Source organism: Pseudomonas sp. 31-12 (assembly GCF_003151075.1).
Lineage (GTDB): Bacteria > Pseudomonadota > Gammaproteobacteria > Pseudomonadales > Pseudomonadaceae > Aquipseudomonas.
Map to the genome: position 1 here is coordinate 2,081,309 of NZ_CP029482.1, position 24,640 is coordinate 2,105,948.

27 protein-coding genes and 1 riboswitch are annotated in these 24,640 nt (G+C 60.8%); of the genes, 20 read left to right on the forward strand and 7 right to left on the reverse strand.

The window, feature by feature from the left end:
* Positions 1–59 precede the first annotated feature (59 nt).
* From DJ564_RS09655 to purM, 3 genes are read right to left on the reverse strand one after another with little or no spacing between them, the layout of a single operon-like run.
* Positions 60–773 (reverse strand): DUF3108 domain-containing protein, encoded by a 714-nt coding sequence (locus DJ564_RS09655; protein ID WP_109628648.1) that lies wholly within the window; start codon positions 771–773, stop codon positions 60–62.
* 8 nt (positions 774–781) lie between these two features.
* Positions 782–1,432, reverse strand: a complete 651-nt coding sequence (gene purN, locus DJ564_RS09660; RefSeq protein WP_109628649.1) for a phosphoribosylglycinamide formyltransferase — start codon at positions 1,430–1,432, stop codon at positions 782–784.
* Positions 1,432–2,490 (reverse strand): phosphoribosylformylglycinamidine cyclo-ligase, encoded by a 1,059-nt coding sequence (gene purM / locus DJ564_RS09665; protein WP_109628650.1) that lies wholly within the window; start codon positions 2,488–2,490, stop codon positions 1,432–1,434. The genes purN and purM overlap by 1 nt, the downstream gene beginning before the upstream one ends.
* 383 nt (positions 2,491–2,873) lie before the next feature.
* On the opposite strand from purM, the gene DJ564_RS09670 reads away from it, so the two are divergent.
* From DJ564_RS09670 to DJ564_RS09695, 6 genes are all read left to right on the forward strand, one after another.
* Positions 2,874–3,935: a DUF2066 domain-containing protein gene (locus DJ564_RS09670; protein WP_109628651.1), complete on the forward strand. Its 1,062-nt coding sequence runs from the start codon at positions 2,874–2,876 to the stop codon at positions 3,933–3,935.
* Positions 3,936–3,973: 38 nt separating this feature from the next.
* Positions 3,974–5,047, forward strand: coding sequence for an AI-2E family transporter (locus DJ564_RS09675; protein WP_109628652.1), 1,074 nt, complete (start codon positions 3,974–3,976; stop codon positions 5,045–5,047).
* A 230-nt stretch (positions 5,048–5,277) separates the two neighbouring features.
* Complete coding sequence (gene hda / locus DJ564_RS09680) at positions 5,278–5,982, forward strand: DnaA regulatory inactivator Hda (RefSeq protein WP_010456804.1); 705 nt, start codon at positions 5,278–5,280, stop codon at positions 5,980–5,982.
* A 228-nt stretch (positions 5,983–6,210) separates the two neighbouring features.
* Entirely contained in the window at positions 6,211–6,852 is a 642-nt protein-coding gene (locus DJ564_RS09685; protein ID WP_109628653.1) for a C40 family peptidase, read from the forward strand.
* Between the two features lie 221 nt (positions 6,853–7,073).
* On the forward strand, positions 7,074–7,610 hold the full coding sequence (locus DJ564_RS09690; protein ID WP_109628654.1) for a C40 family peptidase: 537 nt from the start codon (positions 7,074–7,076) through the stop codon (positions 7,608–7,610).
* A 22-nt stretch (positions 7,611–7,632) separates the two neighbouring features.
* A complete protein-coding gene (locus DJ564_RS09695; RefSeq protein ID WP_109628655.1) occupies positions 7,633–8,286 on the forward strand; it encodes a class I SAM-dependent methyltransferase in 654 nt (217 codons plus the stop codon).
* A 132-nt stretch (positions 8,287–8,418) separates the two neighbouring features.
* Here DJ564_RS09695 and DJ564_RS09700 read toward each other — a convergent pair whose 3' ends face one another.
* Both DJ564_RS09700 and DJ564_RS09705 read right to left on the reverse strand, forming a co-directional pair.
* The gene (locus tag DJ564_RS09700) at positions 8,419–9,732 is read right to left on the reverse strand and encodes a sorbosone dehydrogenase family protein (RefSeq protein WP_109628656.1); all 1,314 of its coding nucleotides are present in this window, start codon (positions 9,730–9,732) and stop codon (positions 8,419–8,421) included.
* 67 nt (positions 9,733–9,799) lie between these two features.
* On the reverse strand, positions 9,800–10,384 hold the full coding sequence (locus tag DJ564_RS09705) for a hypothetical protein (protein WP_109628657.1): 585 nt from the start codon (positions 10,382–10,384) through the stop codon (positions 9,800–9,802).
* A 153-nt stretch (positions 10,385–10,537) separates the two neighbouring features.
* A riboswitch (cobalamin riboswitch) is annotated at positions 10,538–10,771 on the forward strand.
* Between the two features lie 80 nt (positions 10,772–10,851).
* Between DJ564_RS09705 and cobO the strand changes: the two genes are divergently transcribed.
* The 14 genes from cobO to DJ564_RS09770 all read left to right on the forward strand — a co-directional run bounded on the left by cobO (position 10,852) and on the right by DJ564_RS09770 (position 22,404).
* Positions 10,852–11,463: a cob(I)yrinic acid a,c-diamide adenosyltransferase gene (cobO, locus tag DJ564_RS09710; protein WP_010456792.1), complete on the forward strand. Its 612-nt coding sequence runs from the start codon at positions 10,852–10,854 to the stop codon at positions 11,461–11,463.
* A gap of 10 nt (positions 11,464–11,473) precedes the next feature.
* Positions 11,474–12,811 (forward strand): cobyrinate a,c-diamide synthase, encoded by a 1,338-nt coding sequence (locus tag DJ564_RS09715; protein ID WP_109628658.1) that lies wholly within the window; start codon positions 11,474–11,476, stop codon positions 12,809–12,811.
* Positions 12,808–13,458 (forward strand): 5,6-dimethylbenzimidazole synthase, encoded by a 651-nt coding sequence (bluB, locus tag DJ564_RS09720; protein ID WP_109628659.1) that lies wholly within the window; start codon positions 12,808–12,810, stop codon positions 13,456–13,458. The genes DJ564_RS09715 and bluB overlap by 4 nt, the downstream gene beginning before the upstream one ends.
* On the forward strand, positions 13,455–14,363 hold the full coding sequence (cbiB, locus tag DJ564_RS09725) for an adenosylcobinamide-phosphate synthase CbiB (RefSeq protein WP_109628660.1): 909 nt from the start codon (positions 13,455–13,457) through the stop codon (positions 14,361–14,363). Before bluB ends, cbiB begins: the two co-directional genes overlap by 4 nt.
* A complete protein-coding gene (cobD, locus tag DJ564_RS09730; RefSeq protein ID WP_109628661.1) occupies positions 14,356–15,357 on the forward strand; it encodes a threonine-phosphate decarboxylase CobD in 1,002 nt (333 codons plus the stop codon). Before cbiB ends, cobD begins: the two co-directional genes overlap by 8 nt.
* A complete protein-coding gene (locus DJ564_RS09735; protein ID WP_109628662.1) occupies positions 15,345–16,796 on the forward strand; it encodes a cobyric acid synthase in 1,452 nt (483 codons plus the stop codon). Before cobD ends, DJ564_RS09735 begins: the two co-directional genes overlap by 13 nt.
* 133 nt (positions 16,797–16,929) lie before the next feature.
* Positions 16,930–17,451 carry a bifunctional adenosylcobinamide kinase/adenosylcobinamide-phosphate guanylyltransferase gene (cobU, locus tag DJ564_RS09740; RefSeq protein ID WP_109628663.1) on the forward strand — a complete coding sequence of 174 codons (522 nt, stop codon included), beginning with the start codon at positions 16,930–16,932 and terminating at the stop codon, positions 17,449–17,451.
* Positions 17,448–18,503: a nicotinate-nucleotide--dimethylbenzimidazole phosphoribosyltransferase gene (gene cobT / locus DJ564_RS09745; RefSeq protein WP_109628664.1), complete on the forward strand. Its 1,056-nt coding sequence runs from the start codon at positions 17,448–17,450 to the stop codon at positions 18,501–18,503. Before cobU ends, cobT begins: the two co-directional genes overlap by 4 nt.
* Entirely contained in the window at positions 18,500–19,075 is a 576-nt protein-coding gene (gene cobC, locus DJ564_RS09750) for an alpha-ribazole phosphatase family protein (protein ID WP_109628665.1), read from the forward strand. Before cobT ends, cobC begins: the two co-directional genes overlap by 4 nt.
* Before the next feature lie 2 nt (positions 19,076–19,077).
* Positions 19,078–19,809: an adenosylcobinamide-GDP ribazoletransferase gene (locus DJ564_RS09755; protein WP_109628666.1), complete on the forward strand. Its 732-nt coding sequence runs from the start codon at positions 19,078–19,080 to the stop codon at positions 19,807–19,809.
* A 203-nt stretch (positions 19,810–20,012) separates the two neighbouring features.
* A complete protein-coding gene (locus DJ564_RS09760; RefSeq protein ID WP_109628667.1) occupies positions 20,013–20,417 on the forward strand; it encodes a MarR family winged helix-turn-helix transcriptional regulator in 405 nt (134 codons plus the stop codon).
* 52 nt (positions 20,418–20,469) lie between these two features.
* Positions 20,470–21,678, forward strand: a complete 1,209-nt coding sequence (locus DJ564_RS09765; protein WP_109628668.1) for an MFS transporter — start codon at positions 20,470–20,472, stop codon at positions 21,676–21,678.
* Positions 21,675–21,797, forward strand: a complete 123-nt coding sequence (locus DJ564_RS32345) for a hypothetical protein (RefSeq protein ID WP_256597486.1) — start codon at positions 21,675–21,677, stop codon at positions 21,795–21,797. The genes DJ564_RS09765 and DJ564_RS32345 overlap by 4 nt, the downstream gene beginning before the upstream one ends.
* Before the next feature lie 55 nt (positions 21,798–21,852).
* On the forward strand, positions 21,853–22,404 hold the full coding sequence (locus tag DJ564_RS09770) for a glutathione peroxidase (RefSeq protein WP_109628669.1): 552 nt from the start codon (positions 21,853–21,855) through the stop codon (positions 22,402–22,404).
* Between the two features lie 89 nt (positions 22,405–22,493).
* Here the strand turns inward: DJ564_RS09770 and DJ564_RS09775 are convergent, their stop codons facing one another.
* Positions 22,494–23,765 (reverse strand): OmpP1/FadL family transporter, encoded by a 1,272-nt coding sequence (locus DJ564_RS09775; protein ID WP_109628670.1) that lies wholly within the window; start codon positions 23,763–23,765, stop codon positions 22,494–22,496.
* 146 nt (positions 23,766–23,911) lie between these two features.
* Positions 23,912–24,394, reverse strand: coding sequence for a hypothetical protein (locus DJ564_RS09780; protein ID WP_109628671.1), 483 nt, complete (start codon positions 24,392–24,394; stop codon positions 23,912–23,914).
* Positions 24,395–24,640: the final 246 nt, after the last annotated feature.

The following is a 24,640-nucleotide window of genomic DNA, read 5'->3' on the forward strand; positions in this document are numbered from 1 at the left end:
AGCAGGCATAAAAAAATCCGGAATCCTTGTCGGATTCCGGATTCTTGTGTCGAACCGGATCAGCTGCCTTTGACGGTCTTGCCGTTGACCTTACCGTCGAGGAGCATGATGTTGTACTCCTTGCCGTCGGTTTCGACCTGTTGCAGGCGGACCAGCAAGTAATCCCAATCCTTGGCGAACCACAGGACGGTGATGCGCTTGCTTTGTGTCGGGTCGCGCACGCGCTCGACCTTGATCGCATCGATCTGGCCAGCCTTGGTGTCGACTTTTTCCGAACCCAGCACACGGAAGTCATAGGTATCGACTTCGCCATCATCAACAACCTGATAGCTCATGCTTTTCTTGCCGGCGGCCACGTCGTGTTGCAAGGCCAGCTGATAGGTGGATTTGTCGACCATGCCGCGATTGAGCGGGATCTTGACCGCGTCACCGCGATCGGTGCCGGTGACCATTTTGTTGGTCCAGTCGAAGTCCAGGTCGGCTTTCTTGGCTTTACCCAGACCGCCGCGTTCGAAGTGGTAGGACTGTGGCAGCAGGGTGTCCTTGTCCACGGTCAGGGTGCTTTCTTCGGTCAGGCTGGCGATCATCATCGAAGCCTTGAAGCTGAGCTTCCAGACACCGTTGGCTTCCTTGGTCAGGCTGCGTTCGGCCGTGCCGCTCATGGGCAGCTGTTTCCAGTCGGCGGTGTAGCTGGCGGAGAACGGTTGAAGTTCTGCAGCCTGCGCAAAAGGCAGTGCGAGCAGAGCGCAAGCGAAGAGCAGGGCGCGACGCATAAAATCTCCTAGTTTCGAATCAAGTGGCCGCTGGCCGCGAGTAACTGTCCATCCAGTAAAGCACCTTGCTCGCCGAGCGATAAACGACCCTCGGCAAACCAGCGTACGGCCATCGGGTAGATCAGGTGTTCCTGAGTGTGGACCCGCTGCGCCAGACTCTGCGGCGAATCGTGCAACTCTACCGGTATTACTGCCTGTACGACCAGTGGTCCGCCATCGAGTTCCTCGGTGACGAAGTGCACGGAGCAGCCGTGTTCCGTGTCGCCGGCTTCCAGCGCGCGCTGATGAGTGTGTAACCCTTTGTATTTGGGCAGCAGCGAGGGATGAATGTTCAGCAGACGACCCGCGTAATGGCGCACGAAGTCGGCGCTGAGAATGCGCATGAAACCGGCCAGTACCACGAGTTTGGGGTTGAAAGCGTCGATCAGTTCGATCAGCGCGGCATCGAAGGCTTCGCGGCCTTCGAAAGCCTTGTGATCCAGGGAGCGGGTGTCAATACCCGCGTCCCTGGCGCGTTGCAGGCCGTAAGCGTCGGCGCGGTTGGAAATCACCGCAGCGATGCGGACCGGGTTGTTGCCGGTCCGCGTGCTGTCGATCAAGGCCTGCAAGTTACTGCCGGTGCCGGACAACAGCACCACCACATCACAGGTCTGGGACATCAATGAGCCTTGAGGTTCTTCAGTTCAACCTGGGCTGCGCCTTCGGCAGCGGTGGCGATCTGACCGATGACCCAAGGCTGCTCGCCGGCTTCACGCAGGACGTTCAGCGCAGTCTCGACGTGCTCCTGGCCAACGCAGATGACCATGCCGACGCCGCAGTTCAGCACGCGGTGCATTTCGTTTTCGTCGACGTTGCCTTTTTCTTGCAGCCAGTCGAACACCGCAGGGCGGGTCCAGCTCGCGACGTCAACCACGGCTTGTGCGCCTTTTGGCAGAACGCGCGGGATGTTGTCCAGCAGGCCGCCACCGGTGATGTGGGCCATGGCTTTGACGGCGCCGGTGTCCTTGATCAGCTTGAGCAACGGCTTCACGTAGATGCGGGTCGGGGCCATCAGCAGGTCGGTCAGCGGTTTGCCGTCGAGCTGGATGTTTTCGATGTCGGCACCGGACACTTCGATGATCTTGCGGATCAGCGAGTAGCCGTTGGAGTGCGGGCCGGAAGACGGCAGGGCGAGCAGGGCATCGCCGGCAGCGACTTTCGAACCGTCGATGATTTCGGATTTTTCCACGACGCCGACGCAGAAGCCGGCCAGGTCGTAGTCTTCGCCTTCGTACATGCCAGGCATTTCAGCGGTTTCGCCGCCGACCAGGGAGCAGCCGGACAATTCACAACCAGCGCCGATACCGGTCACGACCTGGGTCGCGGTTTCGACGTTCAGTTTGCCCGTGGCGTAGTAATCGAGGAAGAACAGCGGCTCGGCGCCGCAGACCACCAGGTCGTTCACGCACATGGCCACCAGGTCGATGCCGATGCTGTCGTGCTTGTTCAGGTTCAGTGCCAGGCGCAGCTTGGTGCCCACGCCGTCGGTGCCGGAAACCAGTACGGGCTGCTTGTAGCCGGCCGGGATTTCGCAGAGGGCGCCGAAACCGCCCAGGCCGCCCATGACTTCCGGGCGCGCAGTGCGCTTGGCGACGCTCTTGATGCGTTCGACCAATGCTTCACCGGCGTCGATGTCTACACCGGCGTCCTTGTAGCTCAGGGAGGGTTGCTTGCTCATGATCCAGGCCTTTAGGGGGGATTCAGGGGTAACGACCGAGTCCAGTGGGACCGCCGAAACAGACGAAGGCGAGTGCCGTCCGCGAATTTCAGGGTGCCCGGCTGTTGCCGGTCTGCGAAGGCGCGCGATTTTATCAGGCTTGAGGGGCAGCGGCCATCCTCACGCCGACGGCAGGGGCATATCGGCTGAAAAAAACCGTTATTGCCCATGTTGGTCGCAGCCGTGATGGCTGTATAAGGTATCGCGATTAACCGTCTATCGTTATGACAGTGCGAAAACTTAGTCAGATCGTGGTGAATGTTTTGCGCAGGGGCGTGGTCACAGCCTTGCTCGATCATCTTCATGCGGTCTGTTCCAGCCGCTCTCGTCGTCAGGAATCTTCCATGCGTTTTTTTTCCAGATTTTTATTCGCAGGCTGTTTGTCACTGGTCAGCCTGGCGAGTCATGCCGAAACCGTCAAAGGCCTGTATCAAGTGCGCGAGCCTGTCAGCAGTCAGTCGGCCGAGGAGCGCGATCAGGCGACCCAGCGCGCGCTGGACACGCTGGTGCTGCGCCTGACCGGCGACCCGAAGGCTGCGCAAAGCCCGGGGTTGGCGGCACTGCGCAAAGACCCGCAACAGATCATCAGTCAATACGGTTTTGACGCCGGCCCGCCGGAAGTGCTGAAAGTCGATTTCGACCCGGCCAGTACCGAACAGGCCTTACGCCGCGCAGGGTTGTCTTTGTGGGGGGCGAATCGGCCTTCGATCCTGAGTTGGTGGCTGAACGATTCCGCCGAGGGTTCCAGCCTGGTGGGGGATGGCCAGGCCAGCGCCGCGCCGTTGCGTCGCGCGGCACAACACCGTGGCCTGCCGTTGCGTCTGCCGCTGGCGGACCTGAGTGAGCAACTGGTCGCTACGGCGCCGAATCTTGAAGGGGCGGATGCCACGCCGCTGCGCAGTGCCTCGGACCGTTACAACGCTGACGCCTTGCTCGCGGTGCATGCCCGGGAAGAGGGTGGCCAGTGGCAGGCCAAGTGGAATTTGTGGCTGGGCGACAAGAAGGAAGCGGGCAGCGTACAGGGGGCGGACCAGGCCGCGGTGGCCGATGCGGTGATGCTGGCGGTGAGTCAGCGTCTGGCGCCGCGGTTTGTCGTCAAGCCGGGGGCTTCGGGGGAACAATTGCTGGAAGTGCAGGGCATGAACCTGGAACGCTACGCCGCCCTTGGTCGTTTGCTGGAGCCTTTTGGGGCGCGCCTGCAAACGGTCGACGGCGATCGCATTCTCTATCGGGTCAATGGCAGTGCCGAGCAGTTACGCTCGCAGCTGTCCCTGGCGAAGTTGCAGGAGGTTCCGGCCGGTGAGGCGCCAGCTCCGGCAGCGCCTGTTCAGCCGGTGGCCGATGGTTCGGCGCCTGTGGTTGCGCCAACCCCGGCACCGGTGCCGCAGTTGAGATTCCGTTGGTAAGGTTTTCTTTCTTTATATAGATGCAGATGGAGTGGTACATGGCCGATACGCGGCGTTGGTTCTGGTTGGGTGGGGTGGTTCTGCTCTGCGTGTTTGTCTGGTTGTTGCATCCGATCCTGACGCCTTTTCTGGTCGCGTTGCTGCTGGCCTATCTGTTCGATCCGCTGGTGGATCGGCTGGAGAGGGCCGGTCTGTCACGGACCTGGGGCGTGGTGGCGGTGTTTGCGCTGTTTACCTTGATCTTCACGACACTGCTGTTGGTGTTGGTGCCGATGCTCGCCAAGCAGTTGTTTCGCTTGTACGAACTGACGCCGCAGATGCTCGATTGGTTGCAGCACACCGCACTGCCGTGGGCGCAATCGAAATTTGGACTGTCGGATAATTTCTGGAAGTTCGACAAGCTCAAGGCTGCGATCAGTGAGCACATGGGCCAAACCACTGACATTGTCGGTGTTGTGCTGAGTCAGGCAACGGCCTCCGGCCTCGCATTGATTGGCTTGCTGGCGAATCTGGTGCTGATCCCGGTGGTGGTCTTCTATTTGCTGCGGGACTGGGACCTGATGATGGCCAAGATCCGCAGCCTGCTGCCCCGTGATCGCGAAGAGCGTGTTGTGACCCTGGCAGGTGAATGCCATGAAGTGCTGGGTGCATTCGTGCGCGGGCAGTTGCTGGTGATGGTGGCGTTGGGCGTGATCTACGCGGCCGGTCTGATGTTGGTAGGACTGGAGCTGGGGCTGTTGATCGGTTTGATCGCCGGTCTGGCGGCGATTGTGCCGTACATGGGGTTTGTCATCGGGATCGGCGCGGCCTTGATTGCCGGTCTGTTTCAGTTCGGTGGCGATCTGTATCCCATGTTCGGTATCGTCGCGGTGTTCATGGTGGGGCAGGCGCTGGAAGGCATGGTGCTGACGCCATTGTTGGTGGGGGACAAGATCGGTCTACACCCGGTGGCGGTGATCTTCGCGATTCTGGCAGGGGGCGAGCTGTTCGGATTTACCGGCGTGCTACTGGCGCTGCCGGTGGCGGCGGTGATCATGGTGCTGGTGCGCCATGTGCATGATTTGTATAAAGATTCTGATATGTACAGCGGTGTTGATGAACCCGAGATTTAAGAGGGCCTGATCAAGCATCGCGGGCAGCCTGGTTCATTGCCAGGTTGACCCGAATCCCTCGCGCTGCTGTCACATGCGCCGCCAAAGAAACTGCCATGAAACCAGGGCGTTAACGCAAACCTTTGATTTTGCTTGTGGTCTGTCGCATTGTGCGACCCGCCCCACGGGTATAAACTTCGCAAACTTTACACAGAGGCCACTAACGGTTCCTTTGGAACTGTTCAGTCAGCATGAAACCGATTCAGCTGCCCCTAGGTGTGCGTCTGCGTGATGACGCTACCTTTATCAATTACTACCCAGGCGCCAATGCCGCTGCACTCGGCTATGTCGAGCGGCTATGCGAAGCCGACGCCGGCTGGACCGAAAGCCTGATTTATCTCTGGGGCAAGGACGGGGTAGGGCGTACGCACTTGTTGCAGGCGGCCTGCCTGCGCTTTGAGCAACTGGGAGAGCCAGCGGTTTATCTGCCGTTGGCCGAGCTGCTGGATCGCGGCATCTCGATTCTCGACAACCTCGAACAATACGAACTGGTCTGCCTCGATGATTTGCAGGCGGTCGCCGGCCGGGCGGATTGGGAAGAGGCGCTGTTCCATCTGTTCAACCGTCTGCGCGACAGCGGCCGGCGTCTGCTGATTGCGGCATCGACCTCGCCACGCGAACTGCCGGTGAAACTCGCCGATTTGAAATCGCGCCTGACCCTGGCCCTGATCTTCCAGATGCGTCCGCTCTCCGACGAAGACAAATTGCGCGCGTTGCAGCTGCGTGCTTCCCGTCGCGGCCTGCACCTGACCGATGAAGTCGGGCATTTCATTTTGACTCGCGGTACCCGCAGCATGAGCGCGCTTTTCGAATTGCTTGAGCGACTCGATCAGGCCTCTCTTCAAGCTCAGCGCAAGCTGACGATTCCCTTCCTTAAAGAAACGCTGGGCTGGTAAGAAAAGTCTGATAAAACCCAAGCCTGGCGCGGGCTTTGGCATATTTCAGGCGCCAGAAAATCCGCTTTCCTACAGGTTGCAGGCAGCGCAGGCGTTTAGAACGGGCTTAAGCGCTTAGATGTAAACCCGGAACCGGGAAGTCACATAAAGTTCGATTGAATTTGCAAATGAGGATGATAGCGGGCATAGTCGCGGCTTCTTTACCCACTATCAGCCACGGTCGTGCCCATGCTAAAGCGCTTCGCACCCCTCGTGCCTCTCGCACTCGTCACCCTGTTGTTCGGTTGCGCTGCCCACTCTCCAGTGCCTCAGCAAGAGCAACAACAGCAGGTCAAGAATTCAGTTACAGCCCAGTCCTCTTCCGTTCTTTTCCAGGAAGATCTTTACCAGGACGGCGTGGCCACCGATAAAGAACTGGCAAACTTCGCCGACGGCAAGTCGTACCAGCTTCCGGTTCTGGCCGACAGCATCCTCGAACGTGGCATGTCCCTGATCGGTACCCGTTACCGTTTCGGCGGCACCTCCGAGGCTGGCTTCGATTGCAGCGGTTTCATCGGTTATCTGTTTCGTGAAGAAGCCGGCATGAACCTGCCGCGCTCCACACGCGAAATGATCAACGTGGACGCTCCGCTGGTGGCTCGCAGCGCGCTGAAGCCGGGCGATCTGCTGTTCTTCGCCACCAATGGTCGTCGCGGTCGTGTCAGTCACGCCGGGATTTACCTGGGCGACAACCAGTTCATCCACTCCAGCAGCCGCAAAAGCGGTGGTGTCCGGGTCGATAGCCTGGGCGACAGCTACTGGAGCAAGACCTTCATCGAAGCCAAGCGCGCTCTCGCGATGGCCCCGACCGTGGTCACTGCACGCAAGTAAGTCGTCGGCTTGTCGCCACGTCAGTGGCGACAAAAAGTCTATTCGCAACGAAGTAGGCGGATAGTTTGTAAGGCGAACTTAAAGTCTTACTTGAAGTTTGGCCGATAGCCGCTAGAATCCAGATCTATTATTGATGGCAAACCGCCTGCGTCCTGCGCAGGCGGTTTTCTTTTCTGCCTTTGCGGCAGGAAAAGCCGCAGCCAGATCAGGATGTTCTGCTTATGACGATGTCGGCCCGCCTCACCATCATGCTCTTCGCAGCCCTGCTCAGCGCCTGCGCCAGTCGCACACCGCCGCCCGCGCCGGTGGTTCGCGCCCCCATTGTTTTCGGTAACCCGCAACCCTTTTCCCCCGAGGCAGAAGACGTGCTGTTCCGCGCGCTTGGCCTGGTGGGCACGCCGTATCGTTGGGGTGGCAATACGCCGGATTCGGGCTTCGATTGCAGCGGCCTGATCGGTTACGTCTACCGTGATGTCACCGGTATTTCCCTGCCGCGTACCACCCGCGAAATGATCAGCATGCAGGCGGCCAGCGTCGGCAAGGAAGGGCTGCAGACCGGTGACTTGATCTTCTTTGCCACCAATGGCGGCTCCCAGGTCAGTCATGCCGGGATCTACGTCGGCGAAGGCCGCTTCGTTCATGCGCCGGCCACTGGCGGCACGGTCAAGCTCGACAGCCTGTCCAAGGCTTACTGGCAGAAAGCGTATCTGAGCGCCAAGCGCGTTCTGCAGCCTGAGCACTTGGCGCGCAACCCGTAGCATTCTGTCCGAAGAGGTTGTCATGACCGCTCGCACGCTCAATCTCGACGATTCCCTGTACCAATACCTGCTCGACGTTTCCCTGAGGGAAACGCCGCTGCTCAAGCGCTTGCGCGACGAAACCCAGGCGCTGCCGATGGCGCGCTGGCAGGTGGCACCGGAGCAGGGGCAGTTCCTCGCGTTACTGGTCAAGCTCATCGGCGCGAAGCGCTTGCTGGAAGTCGGCACGTTCACCGGTTACAGCGCCTTGTGCATGGCTGCAGCGTTATCGGAGGACGGTTCGCTGATCTGCTGTGATATCCCCGGCGACTACAACGCTATCGCACGCCGTTACTGGCAGGAGGCGGGGCTCGCCCATCGTATTGATCTGCGCCTGGCGCCTGCGCTGGCAACCTTGGCTCAGCTGAATCAGCCGGGGCAATTCGATCTGATCTTCATCGATGCCGATAAAGCTAACTATCCGGGCTATCTGGAGCATGCGCTGCGTTTACTGCGCGTTGGCGGGCTAGCAGTGTTCGATAACACGCTGTGGAGCGGGCGGGTGCTTGAGCAGAGTCCCGAGAGTGCAGATACCCGCGCCATCCAGGCGCTCAATCGCGCCTTGAAGGATGACACGCGGGTGGATCTGTCGTTGTTGCCGTTGGGGGATGGTTTAACGCTGTGCCGCAAAAGGTAGGCGCTGAACCGATCTAATGTGGGAGCGGGCTTGCTCGCGAAGACGTCATAACAGTCGACATTGATGTTGAATGTAATGCCGTCTTCGCGAGCAAGCCCGCTCTCATATTGGTTAGATGTTGGCAGTTGAGACCTATTTAGCGGTCGAAACCCGCCACACCTTGTTCCCGACATCATCGGCCACCAGCAAACCTCCCTGCTGATCAATCACCACGCCCACCGGCCGGCCCATAGCCTTCTCATCCTTATTGAGGAAACCAGTCAGCACATCCACCGGTTGCCCGGTCGGCTTGCCTGCGCTGAACGGGACGAAAATCACTTTATAACCACTGTGCGGTTTGCGGTTCCATGACCCGTGCTGGCCGATGAAGGCGCCTTCCTTGAACTGCGCTGGAAGTGTGTTGCCCTCGGCAAACGACAGGCCCAGCGACGCGGTATGCGGGCCCACCGCGTAGTCCGGGGCAATGGCCTTGGCCACCAGGTCCGGGTTTTGCGGCTCGACGCGAATGTCGACGTGCTGGCCGTAATAGCTGAAGGGCCAGCCGTAGAACCCACCGTCCTTCACTGATGTGATGTAGTCCGGCACCAGATCGCTGCCGATTTCGTCGCGCTCATTGACCGCCGTCCACAGCGCGCCGGTCTGCGGTTCCCACGCAAGGCCGTTTGGATTGCGAATCCCCGAGGCGAAGATCCGGTGGTTGCCGGTGGCGCGATCCACTTCCCAGATCGCCGCCCGACCTTCCTCCTGATCCAGACCATTTTCGCCAACGTTGCTGTTGGAGCCGACCGTGACGTACAGCTTGCTCCCATCCTTGCTGGCGATGACGTTTTTGGTCCAGTGATGATTCAGCGTGCCGCCTGGCAGATCGACTACCTTGATTGGTTGCGACTTGATCGCGGTGTCGCCATTTTCATAGTGAAAACGCAGCAAGCGATCGGTGTCGGCGACGTACAGGTCGTTGCCGACGAGCGTCATGCCGAAAGGCGAATTGAGGTTTTCCAGGAACACCGTGCGGGTTTCGGCGATGCCGTCGTGGTCCTTGTCCCGCAGCAGCGTGATGCGGTTCGGGCTGGGAACGCCGGCACCGGCGCGGCCCATGACTTTGCCCATGACCCAGCCGCGAATGCCTTTGCCGTCATCGGGTTTCGGTGGCGCGTTGGTTTCAGCCACCAGCACATCGCCGTTGGGCAGCACGTAGAGCCAGCGCGGGTGATCGAGCCCCTCGGCAAATGCCACCACCTGAGTGCCGGCTGCGGCGGTGGGTTTCGCACCTTCCGGCCAGCCGATCGCCGGGGCGATATTCACCGTCGGGATCAGGGTCTTGTTCGGTTCGGGCAACTTGGGTGACGGGCCGGTGCCGTCGGAGACTTGCAGGCTGGAGGTTTCACCACAAGCGGCGAGCCCTCCGGCGAGCGCGATGACAAGAACGAGCTGGGGCTTGCGCATGCTGGACTTCCCTATGAATGCATTGACTTAATCATAGAGAAGCTTAGACGCGCGATGGTTCAACCGGTCAGCCGCGGGCTTCCTTGAGCAGGACGGCGATGCCAGGGTGATAGTTGCCGGCTTCGTTACGCAACTTGCGATAGGCGTACGGGAAATACCAGGCCACGGCGCAGCTGTGTTCCTTTTGCAGGTCGTCGACCATGTCCTGGAGTTCTTCCGGCGTCGCGCTCTGCTGGGCCTTTTGTGGCGCAACGAACAGGCAGCCGAGTTTCAGGTCGCTGGCGTAGCTGATGCGTTTGGCGTCGCTGGTGATGTCCTGCAATGCCTGGGTCAGGTTCAGGCTATTGACCTTCGGCCAGCGTTGCGTGGCCTGCAGGTAGGCGCGTTCTTCGGCGGTGGCGATAAACAGATCGGCGCGACTGTTGCGTTCGCCTTCTTCGTTCTGTTTACGGGTCGGCGTTTGTTGCAGCGTGACCATTTCCGCCATCCAGGCCGCGGCGGAGAGTAAGCCAAGGTTGGCTTTTTCGTCGTACCAATAAGGCGTGTCGTTATCGCCGCGCACTGCATTGTAGCGGTCAATACAGTCAAACCAGCGTTCCAGCACCGGTCGCAGGAATTCCAGCTTCGGATTGCTGATGATCATGCCTTGCATGTGCTCACCCTTGTAATTTTGTTGTTGGGTTGTGGCTCTTTGATATCACTGCTGGCAGTGTGGTGCAAGTTGGGGTGTCAGTAAATTGACCGGCGGCAGTATATCGCTCGCCCGGGCTTTGTCTTCAATTGACGCTCCACCCCCAACCCTCTAACCTTCGCGCTTGTTTCAGGTGCTCTGTGGCGACGCCGACAGAGTGAAACAGGGAAGCCGGTGAGTGACTATCTTCACGCGACGAAACGTCACGATCCCGGCGCTGCCCCCGCAACGGTAAATGAGTGAAGACTGCGCCTTGAGCCACTGTGTCGACTGTCGACATGGGAAGGCGCGCAGTCCGGCGAATGCTGCTCATGAGCCCGGAGACCGGCCTGATTCATCCAACGGCATCACGGTGGGCGATGCCAGGCTTCTTGCCGTCTATTCTTGTGCCTGCCCGCCGTTATCCAGCCTCAACGGAGAGCTCCCCCATGACTGATTCCCCTGATCGTGACGAACGCCACCTTGCGCGCATGCAGCGCAAAAAAGCCGTGATCGACGAACGCATCGCCAACTCGCCGAACGAGTGCGGCCTGCTGCTGGTGCTGACCGGCAACGGCAAAGGCAAAAGCAGCTCGGCCTTCGGCATGCTCGCCCGCTCCATGGGCCACGGCATGCAGTGCGGCGTGGTGCAGTTCATCAAGGGCCGCAACAGCACTGGCGAAGAACTGTTCTTCCGGCGCTTCCCGGAGCAGGTGCGTTTTCATGTGATGGGCGAGGGCTTCACCTGGGAAACCCAGGACCGTCAGCGCGACATCGCCGCCGCCGAGGCCGCGTGGGCGGTGTCCCAGGAACTGTTGCGTGACCCGTCGATCGGTCTGGTGGTGCTGGATGAGTTGAACATTGCCCTGAAGCACGGCTACCTCGATCTGGATCAGGTACTCAGTGATTTGCAGGCACGTCCGCCGATGCAACACGTGGTGGTCACCGGTCGCGGCGCCAAGCCGGAAATGATCGAACTGGCCGACACGGTCACCGAAATGGGTGTGATCAAGCACGCGTTCCAGGCCGGGATCAAAGCGCAAAAAGGCGTCGAGTTGTGAGCTGCGCTTTATGAATAGCCATCGTCATTGCCCGGCGGTACTGATCGCCGCGCCGGCTTCCGGTCAGGGCAAGACCACCGTCACCGCCGCGCTGGCCCGTTTGCATCGCAATCAGGGACGCAAGGTCCGCGTGTTCAAATGCGGGCCGGACTTTCTCGACCCGATGATTCTCGAGCGCGCCAGCGGTGCGCCGGTGTATCAGCTGGACATGTGGATGGTCGGCGAGCAGGAAAGTCGTCGACTGTTGTGGGAAGCCGCCGGTGAAGCCGACCTGATCCTTATCGAAGGCGTCATGGGGCTGTTCGACGGTACGCCGTCCAGCGCTGACCTGGCGCGGCACTTCGGTGTGCCGGTGCTCGGCGTGATCGATGGCACGGCCATGGCGCAGACCTTTGGAGCGCTGGCGCTGGGTTTGGCGAAGTATCAGCCGGACTTGCCGTTTGCCGGTGTGTTGGCCAACCGTGTGGGCACGCTACGTCATGCGCAATTGCTCGAAGGCAGCCTGACTGAAGGTTTGCGCTGGTACGGCGCGTTGTCGCGGGAAACCGGGATCGAATTGCCGAGCCGTCACCTTGGTTTGGTCCAGGCCAGTGAGTTGAACGATCTCGACCTGCGCCTCGATTCGGCGGCTGAGTCGCTGGCCAGCAGTTGCGATGTGGCGCTGCCGCCCGCCGTGGAATTCGCCGGGCCCGATGTGATCGCCGCCAAGCCTTTGCTTAAAGGCATCCGAATCGCCGTGGCCCGTGATGAAGCATTCGCTTTCACCTACGGCGCGAGCCTGGATTTGCTGCGGGCCATGGGCGCTGAATTGTCGTTCTTCTCGCCGATCCGCGATGCTGATTTGCCGGAGGCGGACAGCCTTTATCTGCCGGGTGGTTATCCGGAACTGCACCATGTGGCGCTGTCACAAAACACCTCGATGCTCGATGCGATCCGCGCCCATCATGCTGCCGGCAAACCGTTGTTGGCCGAGTGTGGCGGGATGTTGTACCTGCTCGACTCCTTGACCGATGTCGAAGGCACTCGCGCCGAACTGGTCGGCTTGCTCAAAGGTGATGCGGTGATGCAAAAGCGTCTTGCTGCGCTGGCGTTGCAAGCGGTTGAGTTGCCGGAAGGTTCGCTGCGCGGGCACACCTATCACCATTCGCTGACCAGCACCGAGCTTGAGCCGATTGCCCGCGGGCTGAGCCCCAATGGCGGGCGTGGGGCTGAGGCGGTTTATCGTGAGGGGCGGATGACCGCCTCTTATGTGCACTATTATTTTCCGTCCAATCCATCGGCGGTTGCAGCGCTATTTGCGCCTGACCAAAACCCTGTGGGAGCGGGCTTGCCCGCGAAGAGGCCATGAGCGACAACGCCTTCTCCGAGGCCGAACGCGAAGCGGTTTATCGGGCAATTGCTGAACGCCGTGACATGCGTCATTTCAGCGGTGGCACGGTCGAGCCCGAGTTACTGCGACGCCTGCTCGAAGCCGCCCACCAGGCGCCGAGCGTCGGCCTGATGCAGCCCTGGCGGTTCATCCGCATCAGCGACCGGACACTGCGCGGCAAGATCCAGCAACTGGTGGAAGAAGAACGCATCCGTACCGCCGAAGCGCTCGGCGAGCGCACCGACGAATTCATGAAGCTCAAGGTCGAAGGCATCAACGACTGTGCCGAGGTGTTGGTCGCCGCGCTGATGGACGATCGCGAGCGCCACATCTTCGGGCGTCGCACCTTGCCGGAAATGGACATGGCCTCGTTGTCCTGCGCGATCCAGAACCTTTGGCTGGCCTCTCGCGCGGAAGGCCTGGGCATGGGCTGGGTGTCGCTGTTCGAGCCGCAAGCGCTGGCGGACTTGCTGGGTTTGCCCGCCGGGGCCAAGCCGTTGGCGGTTCTTTGTCTCGGTCCGGTCAAGGAATTCTATCCGGCGCCGATGCTGGTACTCGAAGGGTGGGCGCAGCCGCGTCCGCTCAGTGAGTTGCTGTATGAAAATTATTGGGGAGTGAGTCAATGAGTGTGGCGTTATTGAGTGTCGCCGCGGTTGCGCTGGACGCGCTGCTGGGTGAACCCAAACGCTGGCATCCGCTGGTGGCGTTCGGCCGTTTTGCCGACCGCATCGAGCAACGTTTCAATGGTGAGGGGCGTGGCTGGCGCAGTCACGGCGTCACCGCTTGGGTGATTGCCGTGTTGCCGCTGACCTTGCTGGCCACGGCGTTTTCCTGGGCGCCTTATGTCGGCTGGATCGTCGAGATCCTTGCGCTCTATTGCGCCCTCGGCATGCGCAGCCTCGGTGAACACGTCGAGCCGGTGGCCAAGGCTCTGCGCAGTGATGATCTGATTGAGGCGCGCATACGCGTGGGCTATCTGGTCAGCCGTCAGACCAGCGAACTGGACAAAACCGAAGTCGCCCGCGCTGCCACCGAATCAGTCCTGGAGAACGGCAGCGATGCGGTGTTCGCCGCGCTGTTCTGGTTTGCCGTGGCCGGCGCGCCTGGCGTGGTGCTCTATCGCTTGAGCAACACCCTTGATGCGATGTGGGGTTATCGCAACGAACGCTTCGAGCGTTTCGGCTGGGCGGCGGCGAAGATCGACGACGTCCTCAACTACATTCCTGCGCGCTTGGTGGCGTTGACCTACGCACTGCTGGGCAAAACCCGACTGGCGTTGAAATGCTGGCGCACCCAGGGCCCGACCTGGGACAGCCCGAACGCCGGGCCGGTGATGGCGGCCGGTGCTGGTGCGCTCGGCGTCGAGTTGGGCGGGGCGGCGATCTATCACGGTGAACTGCATCAGCGTCCGCAACTGGGCGAAGGCATGCCGGCGGATGCCGACTCCATCGACCGTGGCTGGCAATTGGTCCAGCGCGGGGTATGGTTATGGCTGCTGATTCTCTGCGTGGGAGCTGAATTCTATGCTTGAGCACGGTGGCCGGTTGCGCAAGGCGGCGCTCGAATACGGCATTGCCGAAGCCGATTGGCTGGACCTGTCGAGCGGGCTCGCGCCGTGGCCATTTCCGGTTCCGCAGATTCCACTGCGGGCCTGGGCGCGCTTGCCGGAAACCGATGACGGTCTGGAGCAGGCGGCCTGCGATTATTACGGCGCCGCCCAGGTGCTGCCGGTTGCCGGCTCGCAAATGGCCATTCAGTTGTTGCCGCGTTTGCGTCGGGCCGGCAAGGTCGGCGTGCTGTCGCCGTGTTACGCCGAGCACGCGCAAGCCTGGCGGCGTAACGGCTACATCGTGCGCGAAGTGCTGGAGCAGGAAGTCGACTTCTATATTGACAGCCTCGACGTGCTGGTGGTGGTCAACCCCAACAACCCGACGGGCTTGAGCCTGACTCCGAGCCGTCTGCTCGACTGGCATGCCCGGCTGGCGTCGCGCGGTGGCTGGCTGGTGGTGGACGAAGCGTTCATGGACAACACACCGACGCTGAGTCTGGCGCCGTTTGCTCATCTGGTCGGCTTGATTGTGCTGCGTTCCTTCGGCAAGTTCTTTGGCCTGGCCGGTGTGCGGCTGGGCTTTGTGCTGGCTGAGCGCAAGCTGCTCAAATTGCTCGCCGAGCAGGTGGGGCCGTGGGCGGTCAGCGGGCCGACACGCGTGTTGGGCCAAGCCTGTTTGCTGGACACTGAAGGCCATGCAAGGCAGCGGGTGCGCAGCGAAGCGGCCAGCGAGCGTCTGGCATTTTTGCTCGGGCAGTATGGTTTGCAGGCGCAGGGTGGCTGCGCGTTGTTTCAATGGCTGATCACCGAGCATGCTGAAGCGCTTCACGAGTTCATGGCGCGGCGCGGCATTTTGCTGCGGCTGTTCACCCACAACAGCAGCGTGCGTTTCGGCTTGCCTGCCGAGGAGGCCGATTGGCTGCGTCTCGAACAAGCACTTCAGGCCTTCGCCAAGAAAACACAATGTCCACGTTAATGGTGCAAGGCACCACCTCCGACGCCGGTAAAAGCACCCTGGTGACGGCGCTGTGTCGCTGGGTCACGCGTCAGGGTGTGCGCGTCGTGCCGTTCAAGCCGCAAAACATGGCGCTCAACAGTGCCGTGACCGCCGACGGTGGCGAGATCGGTCGCGCGCAAGCGGTGCAGGCCCAGGCGGCCAACCTTGAACCGCACACCGACATGAACCCGGTGCTGCTCAAACCCAACAGCGACACCGGCGCCCAAGTGATCATCCATGGTCGCGCGGTGACGACGATGAACGCGGTCGCCTATCACGACTACAAAACCATCGCCATGCAAGCGGTGCTGGCCTCCCATGGGCGATTGAGCGCGGCGTATCCGGTGGTGATGGTCGAAGGTGCGGGTTCGCCGGCCGAGATCAATCTGCGTGCTGGCGACATCGCCAACATGGGCTTTGCCGAAGCGGTGGATTGCCCGGTGGTGTTAATTGCCGACATCAATCGTGGCGGGGTTTTTGCGCATCTGGTGGGCACGCTGGAACTGCTGTCGCCGACCGAACAGGCGCGGGTCAAAGGCTTCATCATCAACCGTTTTCGTGGCGACATCGCCTTGCTGCAACCTGGTCTCGACTGGCTGGAAGCACGCACCGGCAAACCGGTGATCGGCGTGCTGCCGTATGTGATGGATCTGCACCTGGAGGCCGAGGACGGCATCGATCAGCGCCAGACCGACAAGGCTGAGCGCGTGCTGAAAGTAGTCGTACCGGTGCTGCCGCGCATCAGTAACCACACCGACTTCGATCCGCTGCGCCTGCATCCGCAAGTGGACCTGCAATTCATCGGCCCCGGCCAGGCGATTCCTGCGGCCGACCTGATCATTCTTCCCGGCTCGAAAAGCGTGCGCAGTGACCTTGCGTATTTGCGGGCCAGTGGCTGGGACACGGCCATCAGTCGTCATCTGCGTTATGGCGGCAAAGTGCTGGGGATCTGCGGCGGTCTGCAAATGCTCGGTGAGCAGGTGCACGACCCGCTGGGCCTCGAAGGTGCGCCGGGTTCCAGTACCGGCCTGGGTTTACTGGCGTTCGAAACGCAGCTCGAAGAAGAGAAGCAATTGCGCAATGTGCGCGGTCGTCTGGCGCTGGAAAATGCTGAAGTCAGCGGCTACGAAATCCATGCCGGCGTCACCACTGGGCCGGCACTGAAAAACGCCGCGGTGCAGCTGGACGATGGTCGTTTTGATGGTGCGCAAAGTGCTGACGGGCAGATTTTTGGTACCTACTTGCATGGCCTGTTTGAGTCACCCGCAGCCTGCAGTGCGCTGCTGCGCTGGGCGGGTTTGCAGGATGTGCAAGATGTGGATTACCACGGGTTGCGCGAGCGGGATATCGAGCGGTTGGCGGATCTGGTGGAGAAGCATTTGGATACCCGATTGCTGCGTGAACTCTGTGGGATTTGAGGTGGTTTTGAGTGCCTCATCGCGAGCAGGCTCGCTCCCACATTGGATATATGTCGTACACAAATCCCCTGTGGGAGCGAGCCTGCTCGCGATGACTGAAGTCGCCACGCCGCCAATTAACAGGTAAATGACCATGCTGCAACTGATCCTCGGCGGCGCCCGCTCCGGCAAAAGTCGTCTGGCTGAAAAACTCGCGACAGACAGCCAGCTTCAGGTCACCTACATCGCCACCAGCCAACCACTGGACGGGGAAATGAACGAACGCGTCGCCCACCACCGCGCCCGTCGCCCGGCCGAATGGGCGTTGATCGAAGAGCCTCTGGAACTCGCCCGAGTGCTGCGCGAAAGCGCCCGCGCCGAGCGTTGCCTGCTGGTGGATTGCCTGACCCTGTGGCTGACCAATCTGCTGATGCTCGACGACGCCGAACGTCTCAACGCTGAACGCGAAGCCCTGCTGGACTGCCTGGCCTCGTTGCCGGGTGAAATCATTTTTGTCAGCAACGAGACCGGAATGGGTGTCGTGCCGCTGGGCGAATTGACTCGCCGCTATGTCGATGAAGCCGGTTGGCTGCATCAAGCCCTGGCCGAGCGCTGCCAACGAGTCGTCCTGACCGTCGCCGGCCTGCCCCTGACTTTGAAAGGAACTGCGTTATGACTCAATCCTGGTGGCTGAACCCGTGCAAGCCGGTCGATTCGCAAACCGTCGAACTGGCGCAGGCACGTCAACAGCAACTGACCAAACCCGCCGGTTCCCTCGGTCGACTCGAAGCGGTGGCCGTGCAGTTGGCGGGGCTGCAGGGGCAGGTCAAACCGAGTCTCGATCAGCTATGGATTACCATTTTTGCCGGTGATCATGGCGTGGTGGCGGAGGGCGTGTCGGCGTTCCCTCAGGAAGTCACCGGGCAGATGCTGCATAACTTTGTCAGCGGCGGCGCGGCGATCAGCGTGCTGGCTCGCCGGCTCGGGGCATCCCTGGAAGTGGTCGACCTCGGCACGGTCACGCCGTCGTTGAACCTGCCGGGTGTGCGTCATCTCAACATCGGCGCGGGCACCGCCAATTTCGTCGAAGGCCCGGCCATGACGCAGGCCCAGGGTGAACTCGCTTTGCAGGCCGGTCGCGACAGCGTGCAGCGTGCGGTCGCCGCCGGTGCGCAGCTGTTTATCGGCGGCGAGATGGGCATCGGCAACACCACGGCGGCCAGCGCGCTGGCCTGTGCCTTGCTCGATTGCCCGGTGGTGCATCTGGCTGGGCCGGGTACGGGTCTGGACGCGGCGGGCGTCAGCCACAAAGCCCGGGTCATCGAACGTGCCTTGGCATTGCATGGCGCTCAGCGCGGCGATGCGTTGCAGACGCTGTTCAACCTCGGTGGGTTTGAGATTGCGGCGCTGGTTGGCGCGTATCTGGCGTGCGCCCAAGAGGGTGTTGCGGTGCTGGTGGACGGCTTTATCTGCAGCGTCGCCGCGTTGGTGGCAGTGCGCTTGAACCCGCAATGCCGTGAATGGCTGTTGTTCGGCCATCGCGGCGCCGAGCCGGGTCATCGTCATGTGCTGGAAACACTGAACGCCGAGCCGTTGCTGGATCTCGGCCTGCGTCTGGGCGAGGGCAGTGGTGCTGCGTTGGCTGTGCCGTTACTGCGTTTGGCCTGCGATCTTCACGGGCAGATGGCAACCTTCGCCGAAGCGGCAGTGGCGGACCGCCCGGCATGACGTTGCGTCTGGATCTTCTGCGTCATGGTGAAACCGAACTCGGCGGCGGTCTGCGCGGCAGCCTCGACGATGCGCTGACCGCCAAGGGCTGGGAGCAGATGCGCGCAGCGGTGGTCGAGAAAGGGCCATGGGATCGGTTGATCAGTTCGCCGTTGCAACGTTGTGCGCGGTTTGCTGATGAACTCGGTGCGCAGCTGGGACTGCCCGTGCACCTCGACAAAGATCTGCAAGAACTGCACTTTGGTGCCTGGGAAGGGCAGAGCGCGGCGGCGTTGATGGAAACAGACGCCCAAGGGTTGGGGCTGTTCTGGGCCGACCCCTATTCCTTCACGCCGCTCTTGGGTGAGCCGGTCGGAGATTTTTCGACGCGGGTGCTGACGGCGGTTGAGCGTCTGCACGTGGCGTATGCGGGCGAGCGGGTTTTGCTGATCAGCCATGGCGGCGTCATGCGTTTGTTGCTGGCGCAGGCTCGGGGTTTGCCGCGAGAGCAGTTGCTGAATGTCGAGGTCGGGCATGGCTCGCTGTTTTCGTTGAGCGTCGAGTCAGGCGCCATTCTCAAGGAAACGATCTGAACATGTTGCCCTTCTGGATCGCCCTGCAATTTCTCAGCAGTTTGCCGATTCGTCTGCCCGGCATGCCGGCGCCTCAGGAACTCGGACGTTCGCTGTTGTTTTATCCGCTGGTCGGGCTGCTGTTCGGCGTCATTTTATGGGCGCTGAACTGGCTGTTACTGGGCACGCCGTTGTTGCTTCACGCGGCGCTGTTGCTGACGGTTTGGGTGCTACTCAGCGGCGCGTTGCACCTGGACGGCCTGGCCGATAGCGCCGACGCGTGGCTCGGTGGTTTCGGCGACCGCGAGCGCACGCTGACGATCATGAAAGACCCACGCAGCGGGCCAATTGCGGTGGTAACGCTGGTGCTGGTGTTGCTGCTCAAATTCGCCGCGTTGCTGGCGTTGATCGAGCAGCAGGACACTGTTTTGCTGATCATCGTTCCGCTGATGGGTCGTAGCGCGATGCTGGGGTTGTTTCTGACCACGCCGTATGTGCGTGCCGGCGGGTTGGGGCAGGCGCTGGCCGATCATTTGCCGCGCTCGGCGGGTAAGCAAGTGTTGGCGGTCAGTGCGTTGGCGTGCGTGCTGATCGCAGGGTTCAGCGGTGTCTGGGCGCTTGTTCTGGCGGGCGGGATGTTCGTTTGGTTGCGGCAGGTGATGCTGCGGCGATTGGGCGGGACGACGGGCGATACGGCCGGGGCGATGCTGGAGTTGCTGGAGATGGTGGTGTTGGTGGGTTTGGCGTTGGTCTGATGTTTGTGTGGTGGGTGTGCTGGCCTCCTCGCGAGCAAGCCAGCTCCCACCCTTTGATCGTCGTTGAGTACAAATTCCATGTCCACTGAAGATCCCATGTGGGAGCGGGCTTGCTCGCGAAGGCGGTCTGCCAGACACTCCCATTTTCTGACTGAACCTATCTGTAACTTGATTTAACACACTCGCGGGTATATACACGCACCATGCTCGACTCTCAATGTTTATGCACCAACCTGCGACGCGCCGCCCGTGGCGTCAGCAGGCATTATGACGGCGCTCTCGATGGCTTCGGAATCAACGTCGCCCAGTATTCTTTGCTGTGCAATCTGCAGCGTCTGAATGAACCGAGTATTTCCACCCTGGCCGAAGCCATGGGCCTGGACCGTAGCACCCTGGGGCGCAATCTTCGGGTGCTGGAAGGTGAGGGGCTGGTGGCGCTGGTCGAGGGCGAGGACATGCGTAACCGCATCGTCCGCCTGACCCAGGCGGGTGCTGATCGCCTGACAGCGGCCTTGCCGGCGTGGGAAGCGGCACAGCAGCGGTTGATCGACCGTCTGGGTGCCGAAAAACGCGAAACCTTGTTGCGACTGCTGGACGAACTGGCGTGACGCCGGTTTTTCCGATCATAAGCGGGTATATACCCGCTACCGGAGAATAAGAATGACCTCGATGTGGCGTACATGCGGTTGGGTGTTGGTGGGGAGTGCGCTGATCCTGGCATTGTCTTTGGGCGTGCGTCATGGCTTCGGGCTGTTTCTGGCGCCGATGAGTGCCGAGTTCGGTTGGGGGCGGGAGACGTTTGCGTTTGCCATCGCCTTGCAGAACCTGATCTGGGGCCTGGCGCAGCCGTTCACCGGCGCGCTGGCCGACCGCTTTGGCGCGGCGAAAGTGGTGCTGGTCGGTGGTGTGCTGTACGCCTTGGGCCTGGTGTTCATGGGCTTGTCCGACTCGGCGGTAACTTTGTCCCTGAGTGCGGGCCTGTTGATCGGCATCGGCCTATCGGGCACGTCGTTCTCGGTGATCCTCGGCGTGGTCGGTCGCGCCGTGCCGCCGGAGAAACGCAGCATGGGCATGGGTATCGCCAGCGCCGCCGGTTCGTTTGGTCAGTTCGCCATGTTGCCCGGTACGCTGGGGTTGATCGGCTGGCTGGGCTGGTCCGCGGCATTGCTGGTGTTGGGCCTGCTGGTGGCGCTGATCATTCCATTGGTAAGCATGCTCAAGGACAAACCGCTGCCTGTGCTCGGCCATGAACAGACCCTTTCCGAAGCGCTGCATGAAGCCTGTTCCCATTCGGGTTTCTGGCTGTTGGCGTTCGGCTTTTTTGTCTGCGGTTTCCAGGTGGTGTTCATCGGCGTGCACTTGCCGGCGTATCTGGTGGATCAACACCTTCCCGCCACGGTGGGTACCACGGTGCTGGCGCTGATCGGGCTGTTCAATATCTTCGGCACGTACACCGCAGGATGGCTTGGCGGGCGCATGTCCAAGCCGCGTTTGCTCACCGGTTTGTATCTGCTGCGGGCGGTGGTGATTACGCTGTTCCTGTGGGCACCGGTCACCACGACCACCGCGTACCTGTTCGGCATGGCGATGGGCTTCCTGTGGCTGTCGACCGTGCCATTGACCAACGGCACGGTGGCGACCTTGTTCGGTGTGCGAAACCTGTCCATGCTCGGTGGGATTGTTTTTCTCTTCCACCAGCTCGGCTCGTTCCTCGGCGGCTGGTTGGGCGGGGTGGTGTATGACCGGACCGGGAGCTATGACTTGATCTGGCAAGTGGCAATCCTCTTGAGCCTGTTGGCCGCCGCCCTGAACTGGCCGGTGCGTGAGCAGCCGGTAGCGCGCCTGCAAACCCGGTTGAGTGCGATATGAACAGTCTCTGGCCGCGAATAGCGGTCGCCGCTGTCGGCGCCTTGCTGCTGGCGCTGGCCTGGTGGGGCTGGCATCAAGGCGGGCTGGCGCTGATGCAGTTGGGCATGGGTGCTTGCTAGGAACAGGCGAGGGCGAGTAACTTCGTTTGTGACCATTGATCAAGGATAAACCGACATGCTGATGCGCTGGATTGCAGTCCCCGCGTTGCTGGTGGCGTTTACCGGATTGGCACAAGCGGCCGAGTGCCCGGAGTTGTTGCAGGGTTCGTTGCCCAAGCTGCGCGCCAAGGAATCCATCGACCTGTGCCAGCGGTTTGAGGGTAAACCGCTGGTGGTGGTCAATACCGCAAGCTTCTGTGGTTTCGCCCCGCAGTTCAAAAGCCTTGAGGCGCTGAATCAGCGTTACAAGGATCAGGGCCTTGAGGTGATCGGCGTTCCGTCCAATGACTTCAAGCAGGAGTCCAAGGACGGCGCCGAGACTGCCAAGGTCTGTTACGTGAACTATGGCGTGACCTTCACCATGACCGAGCCGCAGAAAGTCCGCGGTGACGACGCGACTCACCTGTTCAAGGTCCTCGCCAAGCAAACCAGCGCACCGAAGTGGAATTTTTATAAATACGTGGTCGATCGCAAGGGCAAGGTGATTGCCAATTTCTCCAGCCTGACCAAGCCCGACGATCCCGAGTTCATCGAGGCGGTGGAAAAAGCCCTGGCCTCGCAACCCTGATTGACGCCCACTAAAAAGCCCCGCCTCTGTACAAGAGAGCGGGGCTTTTTTGATTCAGGCGGCGAGTGTTTCAGGCTCGCCGTGAATCATCAGAAGCGGTAGGTCGCGCCTACACCGAAACCGTTCGCATAGTTTTCATACTTGGCGTTGTAGTTCTGGCCACGGTTGTTGCTGTTGTCAACTTTGACCGACTCTTCACGCAGGTACGAGTACGCGACGTCGATGGTCAGGTCGTCAGTCGGGCTCCAGCCAGCGCCCAGGCTGAAAATCTTGCGATCGCCAGTCGGAATGCGTGGGGAACGGTCGGTGTTGTTGGTCGGCGCCTGGTCGACGGACAGACCGGTACGCAATACCCATTGCTTGTTCAACTGGTAGGACGCGCCGATGGCGTGAGCCCAGGTGTCGTGCCAGTTCTGTTCTTCGGTGATGGTGCCGAACTGGCCGTTCAGGATCGCCGGAACACCTTTGTTGTCAACGGTGATTTCTTTCAGGCGGCTCCAGCGAGTCCAGGTGCTGCCTGCGTAGAGGGTCCACTTGTCGTCCAGCTGGTGAGTGACCGAGAAGTCCACCGATTCAGGCGTGGTCAGGTCCAGCGAGGCATCGTACTTCTGGCTTGGGTTCTGACCCACGGCAGCGAGGACGTTGTAGTCGACCTTGGTGTTGCCCTCGAGCTTGTACTTCACTTTCGAGTGGTAGGTCAGGCCGACGCGAGTGCTGTCGGTGGCTTGGACCAGCACGCCGATGTTGTAGCCCAGCGCAGTGTCGTCACCTTCGATCTTGACCTTGCCGTCCGGCGCGGCCTGGGTGATCGACAGGTTCGATTCCAGGGTGCCGTCGACGCGGTTGATGGTCGGGCCGAAACCGATGGAGACCTTGTCGTTGAAGGCGTAGCTGACAGTCGGTTGCAGGGTCACGATCTTGACTTCGCTCTTGCTGCCGAAGTAACGGCCGGCAAAGCCTTTCTCGTAGTCGGTCACCAGGCCGAATGGAGCGTAGACGCCGAAACCGACTGCCCAGTGGTCATCGATTGGCTTGACGTAGTAGCCCATCGGCACGCCCATGAAAGGGACCATGTCACCTTTGTTGGTACCGCCATTCGGACTGGAGCTGGCGTCACTGATGTCAGTGTGCGCGTCGATGAATGCAATACCGCCGGTCACTTGTTCGCGCTTGAGGCGGGACATGCCGGCAGGGTTACCAGCAATGGTGGATGCGTCGTCGGCAGAAGAAGATCGCCCGGCAAAACCTGTTCCCATCCCGCTGATGCTTTGTTCGTTGAGGGCAAAGCCACTTGCGAAAATCTGGGTGGATGCCATGGCAACGGCGAGGCTAATGGTGGTTTTGAGCATTACTTTTTTCATTATTAGAACTCCTGGTGATCACCGGGGCGAAAATTACCAACATTTTCGTCCCAGCGCTATAGGCTGTATCGCTTGAGTTAGAGCGGTTTTGTAGGACAATCCAACCAGATTCGCGACCCGTTACAGGATCTTTGGAAACCGGTGGGTCAGCAGGCGACCTGATTCATTGGTGAAACACAGGTTTGCCAAGCGTAGGTGAAGTCGCGAAGGCGACCTTGAGGCTGAAAAGTCTGGCGCCAGATTCGGGCCATTCCCAACAAGTCATCTGCGGCGGGGAGGGGAGTGTTCTGTTCTTCCACCAGCAGCCAGGCGATGGCAGTGGCGTAACGCAGGTTGACGGTCAATTCCAGGTGCGGTCCGCTGAGAAAGGCATGCTGGCTTGCCAAGCCGCGCACGAGACTTGCGCGCTCCGGGTCCAGGGCCAGGTAATGATCCCAGAGAGCCTGGTGGCGGGGTTCGGCAATTCGGTACAGGCCGTGCCCACGGCGGTCATGCAGGGCGGAACCAAGGGCTGACTGACTGGCGGCGATGCCCAGCAGCAAGGATTCGGCAGTTGCGCTATGGCGCCCTAGGTAAATCAAAGTCGGGCGGATCACATAACGGCACAGTTCGCTGGCAGCGATACCCATAAAGCCCTCGGAACATGAAGTGGTCGGCGATACCTGAAGGGAGCGTTGGCAGCTGGTGAATCGAATCAGGCTCGCCGGAAGCGGAACAAGCCGCTTGAGTTGAAGTGTAGTGTCATATTCGCGCTGTAAAGGACTGTTTTTAAAATATTTCCGGCTTCGAGTTATAACCGTTATATCGGTTAGTGCTTAGCCGCAGGCTGCCTGAGGGGAAATAACAGGCAATAAAAAGCCCCGCTTTTTGAGCAG

Bases quoted from the DNA above. Each gene is read 5' to 3' on its own strand.
- DJ564_RS09655 (WP_109628648.1), bottom strand. From the start codon at position 773: ATGCGTCGCGCCCTGCTCTTCGCTTGCGCTCTGCTCGCACTGCCTTTT.
- purN (WP_109628649.1), bottom strand. From the start codon at position 1,432: ATGTCCCAGACCTGTGATGTGGTGGTGCTGTTGTCCGGCACCGGCAGT.
- purM (WP_109628650.1), bottom strand. From the start codon at position 2,490: ATGAGCAAGCAACCCTCCCTGAGCTACAAGGACGCCGGTGTAGACATC.
- DJ564_RS09670 (WP_109628651.1), top strand. From the start codon at position 2,874: ATGCGTTTTTTTTCCAGATTTTTATTCGCAGGCTGTTTGTCACTGGTC.
- DJ564_RS09675 (WP_109628652.1), top strand. From the start codon at position 3,974: ATGGCCGATACGCGGCGTTGGTTCTGGTTGGGTGGGGTGGTTCTGCTC.
- hda (WP_010456804.1), top strand. From the start codon at position 5,278: ATGAAACCGATTCAGCTGCCCCTAGGTGTGCGTCTGCGTGATGACGCT.
- DJ564_RS09685 (WP_109628653.1), top strand. From the start codon at position 6,211: ATGCTAAAGCGCTTCGCACCCCTCGTGCCTCTCGCACTCGTCACCCTG.
- DJ564_RS09690 (WP_109628654.1), top strand. From the start codon at position 7,074: ATGACGATGTCGGCCCGCCTCACCATCATGCTCTTCGCAGCCCTGCTC.
- DJ564_RS09695 (WP_109628655.1), top strand. From the start codon at position 7,633: ATGACCGCTCGCACGCTCAATCTCGACGATTCCCTGTACCAATACCTG.
- DJ564_RS09700 (WP_109628656.1), bottom strand. From the start codon at position 9,732: ATGCGCAAGCCCCAGCTCGTTCTTGTCATCGCGCTCGCCGGAGGGCTC.
- DJ564_RS09705 (WP_109628657.1), bottom strand. From the start codon at position 10,384: ATGCAAGGCATGATCATCAGCAATCCGAAGCTGGAATTCCTGCGACCG.
- cobO (WP_010456792.1), top strand. From the start codon at position 10,852: ATGACTGATTCCCCTGATCGTGACGAACGCCACCTTGCGCGCATGCAG.
- DJ564_RS09715 (WP_109628658.1), top strand. From the start codon at position 11,474: ATGAATAGCCATCGTCATTGCCCGGCGGTACTGATCGCCGCGCCGGCT.
- bluB (WP_109628659.1), top strand. From the start codon at position 12,808: ATGAGCGACAACGCCTTCTCCGAGGCCGAACGCGAAGCGGTTTATCGG.
- cbiB (WP_109628660.1), top strand. From the start codon at position 13,455: ATGAGTGTGGCGTTATTGAGTGTCGCCGCGGTTGCGCTGGACGCGCTG.
- cobD (WP_109628661.1), top strand. From the start codon at position 14,356: ATGCTTGAGCACGGTGGCCGGTTGCGCAAGGCGGCGCTCGAATACGGC.
- DJ564_RS09735 (WP_109628662.1), top strand. From the start codon at position 15,345: ATGTCCACGTTAATGGTGCAAGGCACCACCTCCGACGCCGGTAAAAGC.
- cobU (WP_109628663.1), top strand. From the start codon at position 16,930: ATGCTGCAACTGATCCTCGGCGGCGCCCGCTCCGGCAAAAGTCGTCTG.
- cobT (WP_109628664.1), top strand. From the start codon at position 17,448: ATGACTCAATCCTGGTGGCTGAACCCGTGCAAGCCGGTCGATTCGCAA.
- cobC (WP_109628665.1), top strand. From the start codon at position 18,500: ATGACGTTGCGTCTGGATCTTCTGCGTCATGGTGAAACCGAACTCGGC.
- DJ564_RS09755 (WP_109628666.1), top strand. From the start codon at position 19,078: ATGTTGCCCTTCTGGATCGCCCTGCAATTTCTCAGCAGTTTGCCGATT.
- DJ564_RS09760 (WP_109628667.1), top strand. From the start codon at position 20,013: ATGCTCGACTCTCAATGTTTATGCACCAACCTGCGACGCGCCGCCCGT.
- DJ564_RS09765 (WP_109628668.1), top strand. From the start codon at position 20,470: ATGACCTCGATGTGGCGTACATGCGGTTGGGTGTTGGTGGGGAGTGCG.
- DJ564_RS32345 (WP_256597486.1), top strand. From the start codon at position 21,675: ATGAACAGTCTCTGGCCGCGAATAGCGGTCGCCGCTGTCGGCGCCTTG.
- DJ564_RS09770 (WP_109628669.1), top strand. From the start codon at position 21,853: ATGCTGATGCGCTGGATTGCAGTCCCCGCGTTGCTGGTGGCGTTTACC.
- DJ564_RS09775 (WP_109628670.1), bottom strand. From the start codon at position 23,765: ATGAAAAAAGTAATGCTCAAAACCACCATTAGCCTCGCCGTTGCCATG.
- DJ564_RS09780 (WP_109628671.1), bottom strand. From the start codon at position 24,394: ATGGGTATCGCTGCCAGCGAACTGTGCCGTTATGTGATCCGCCCGACT.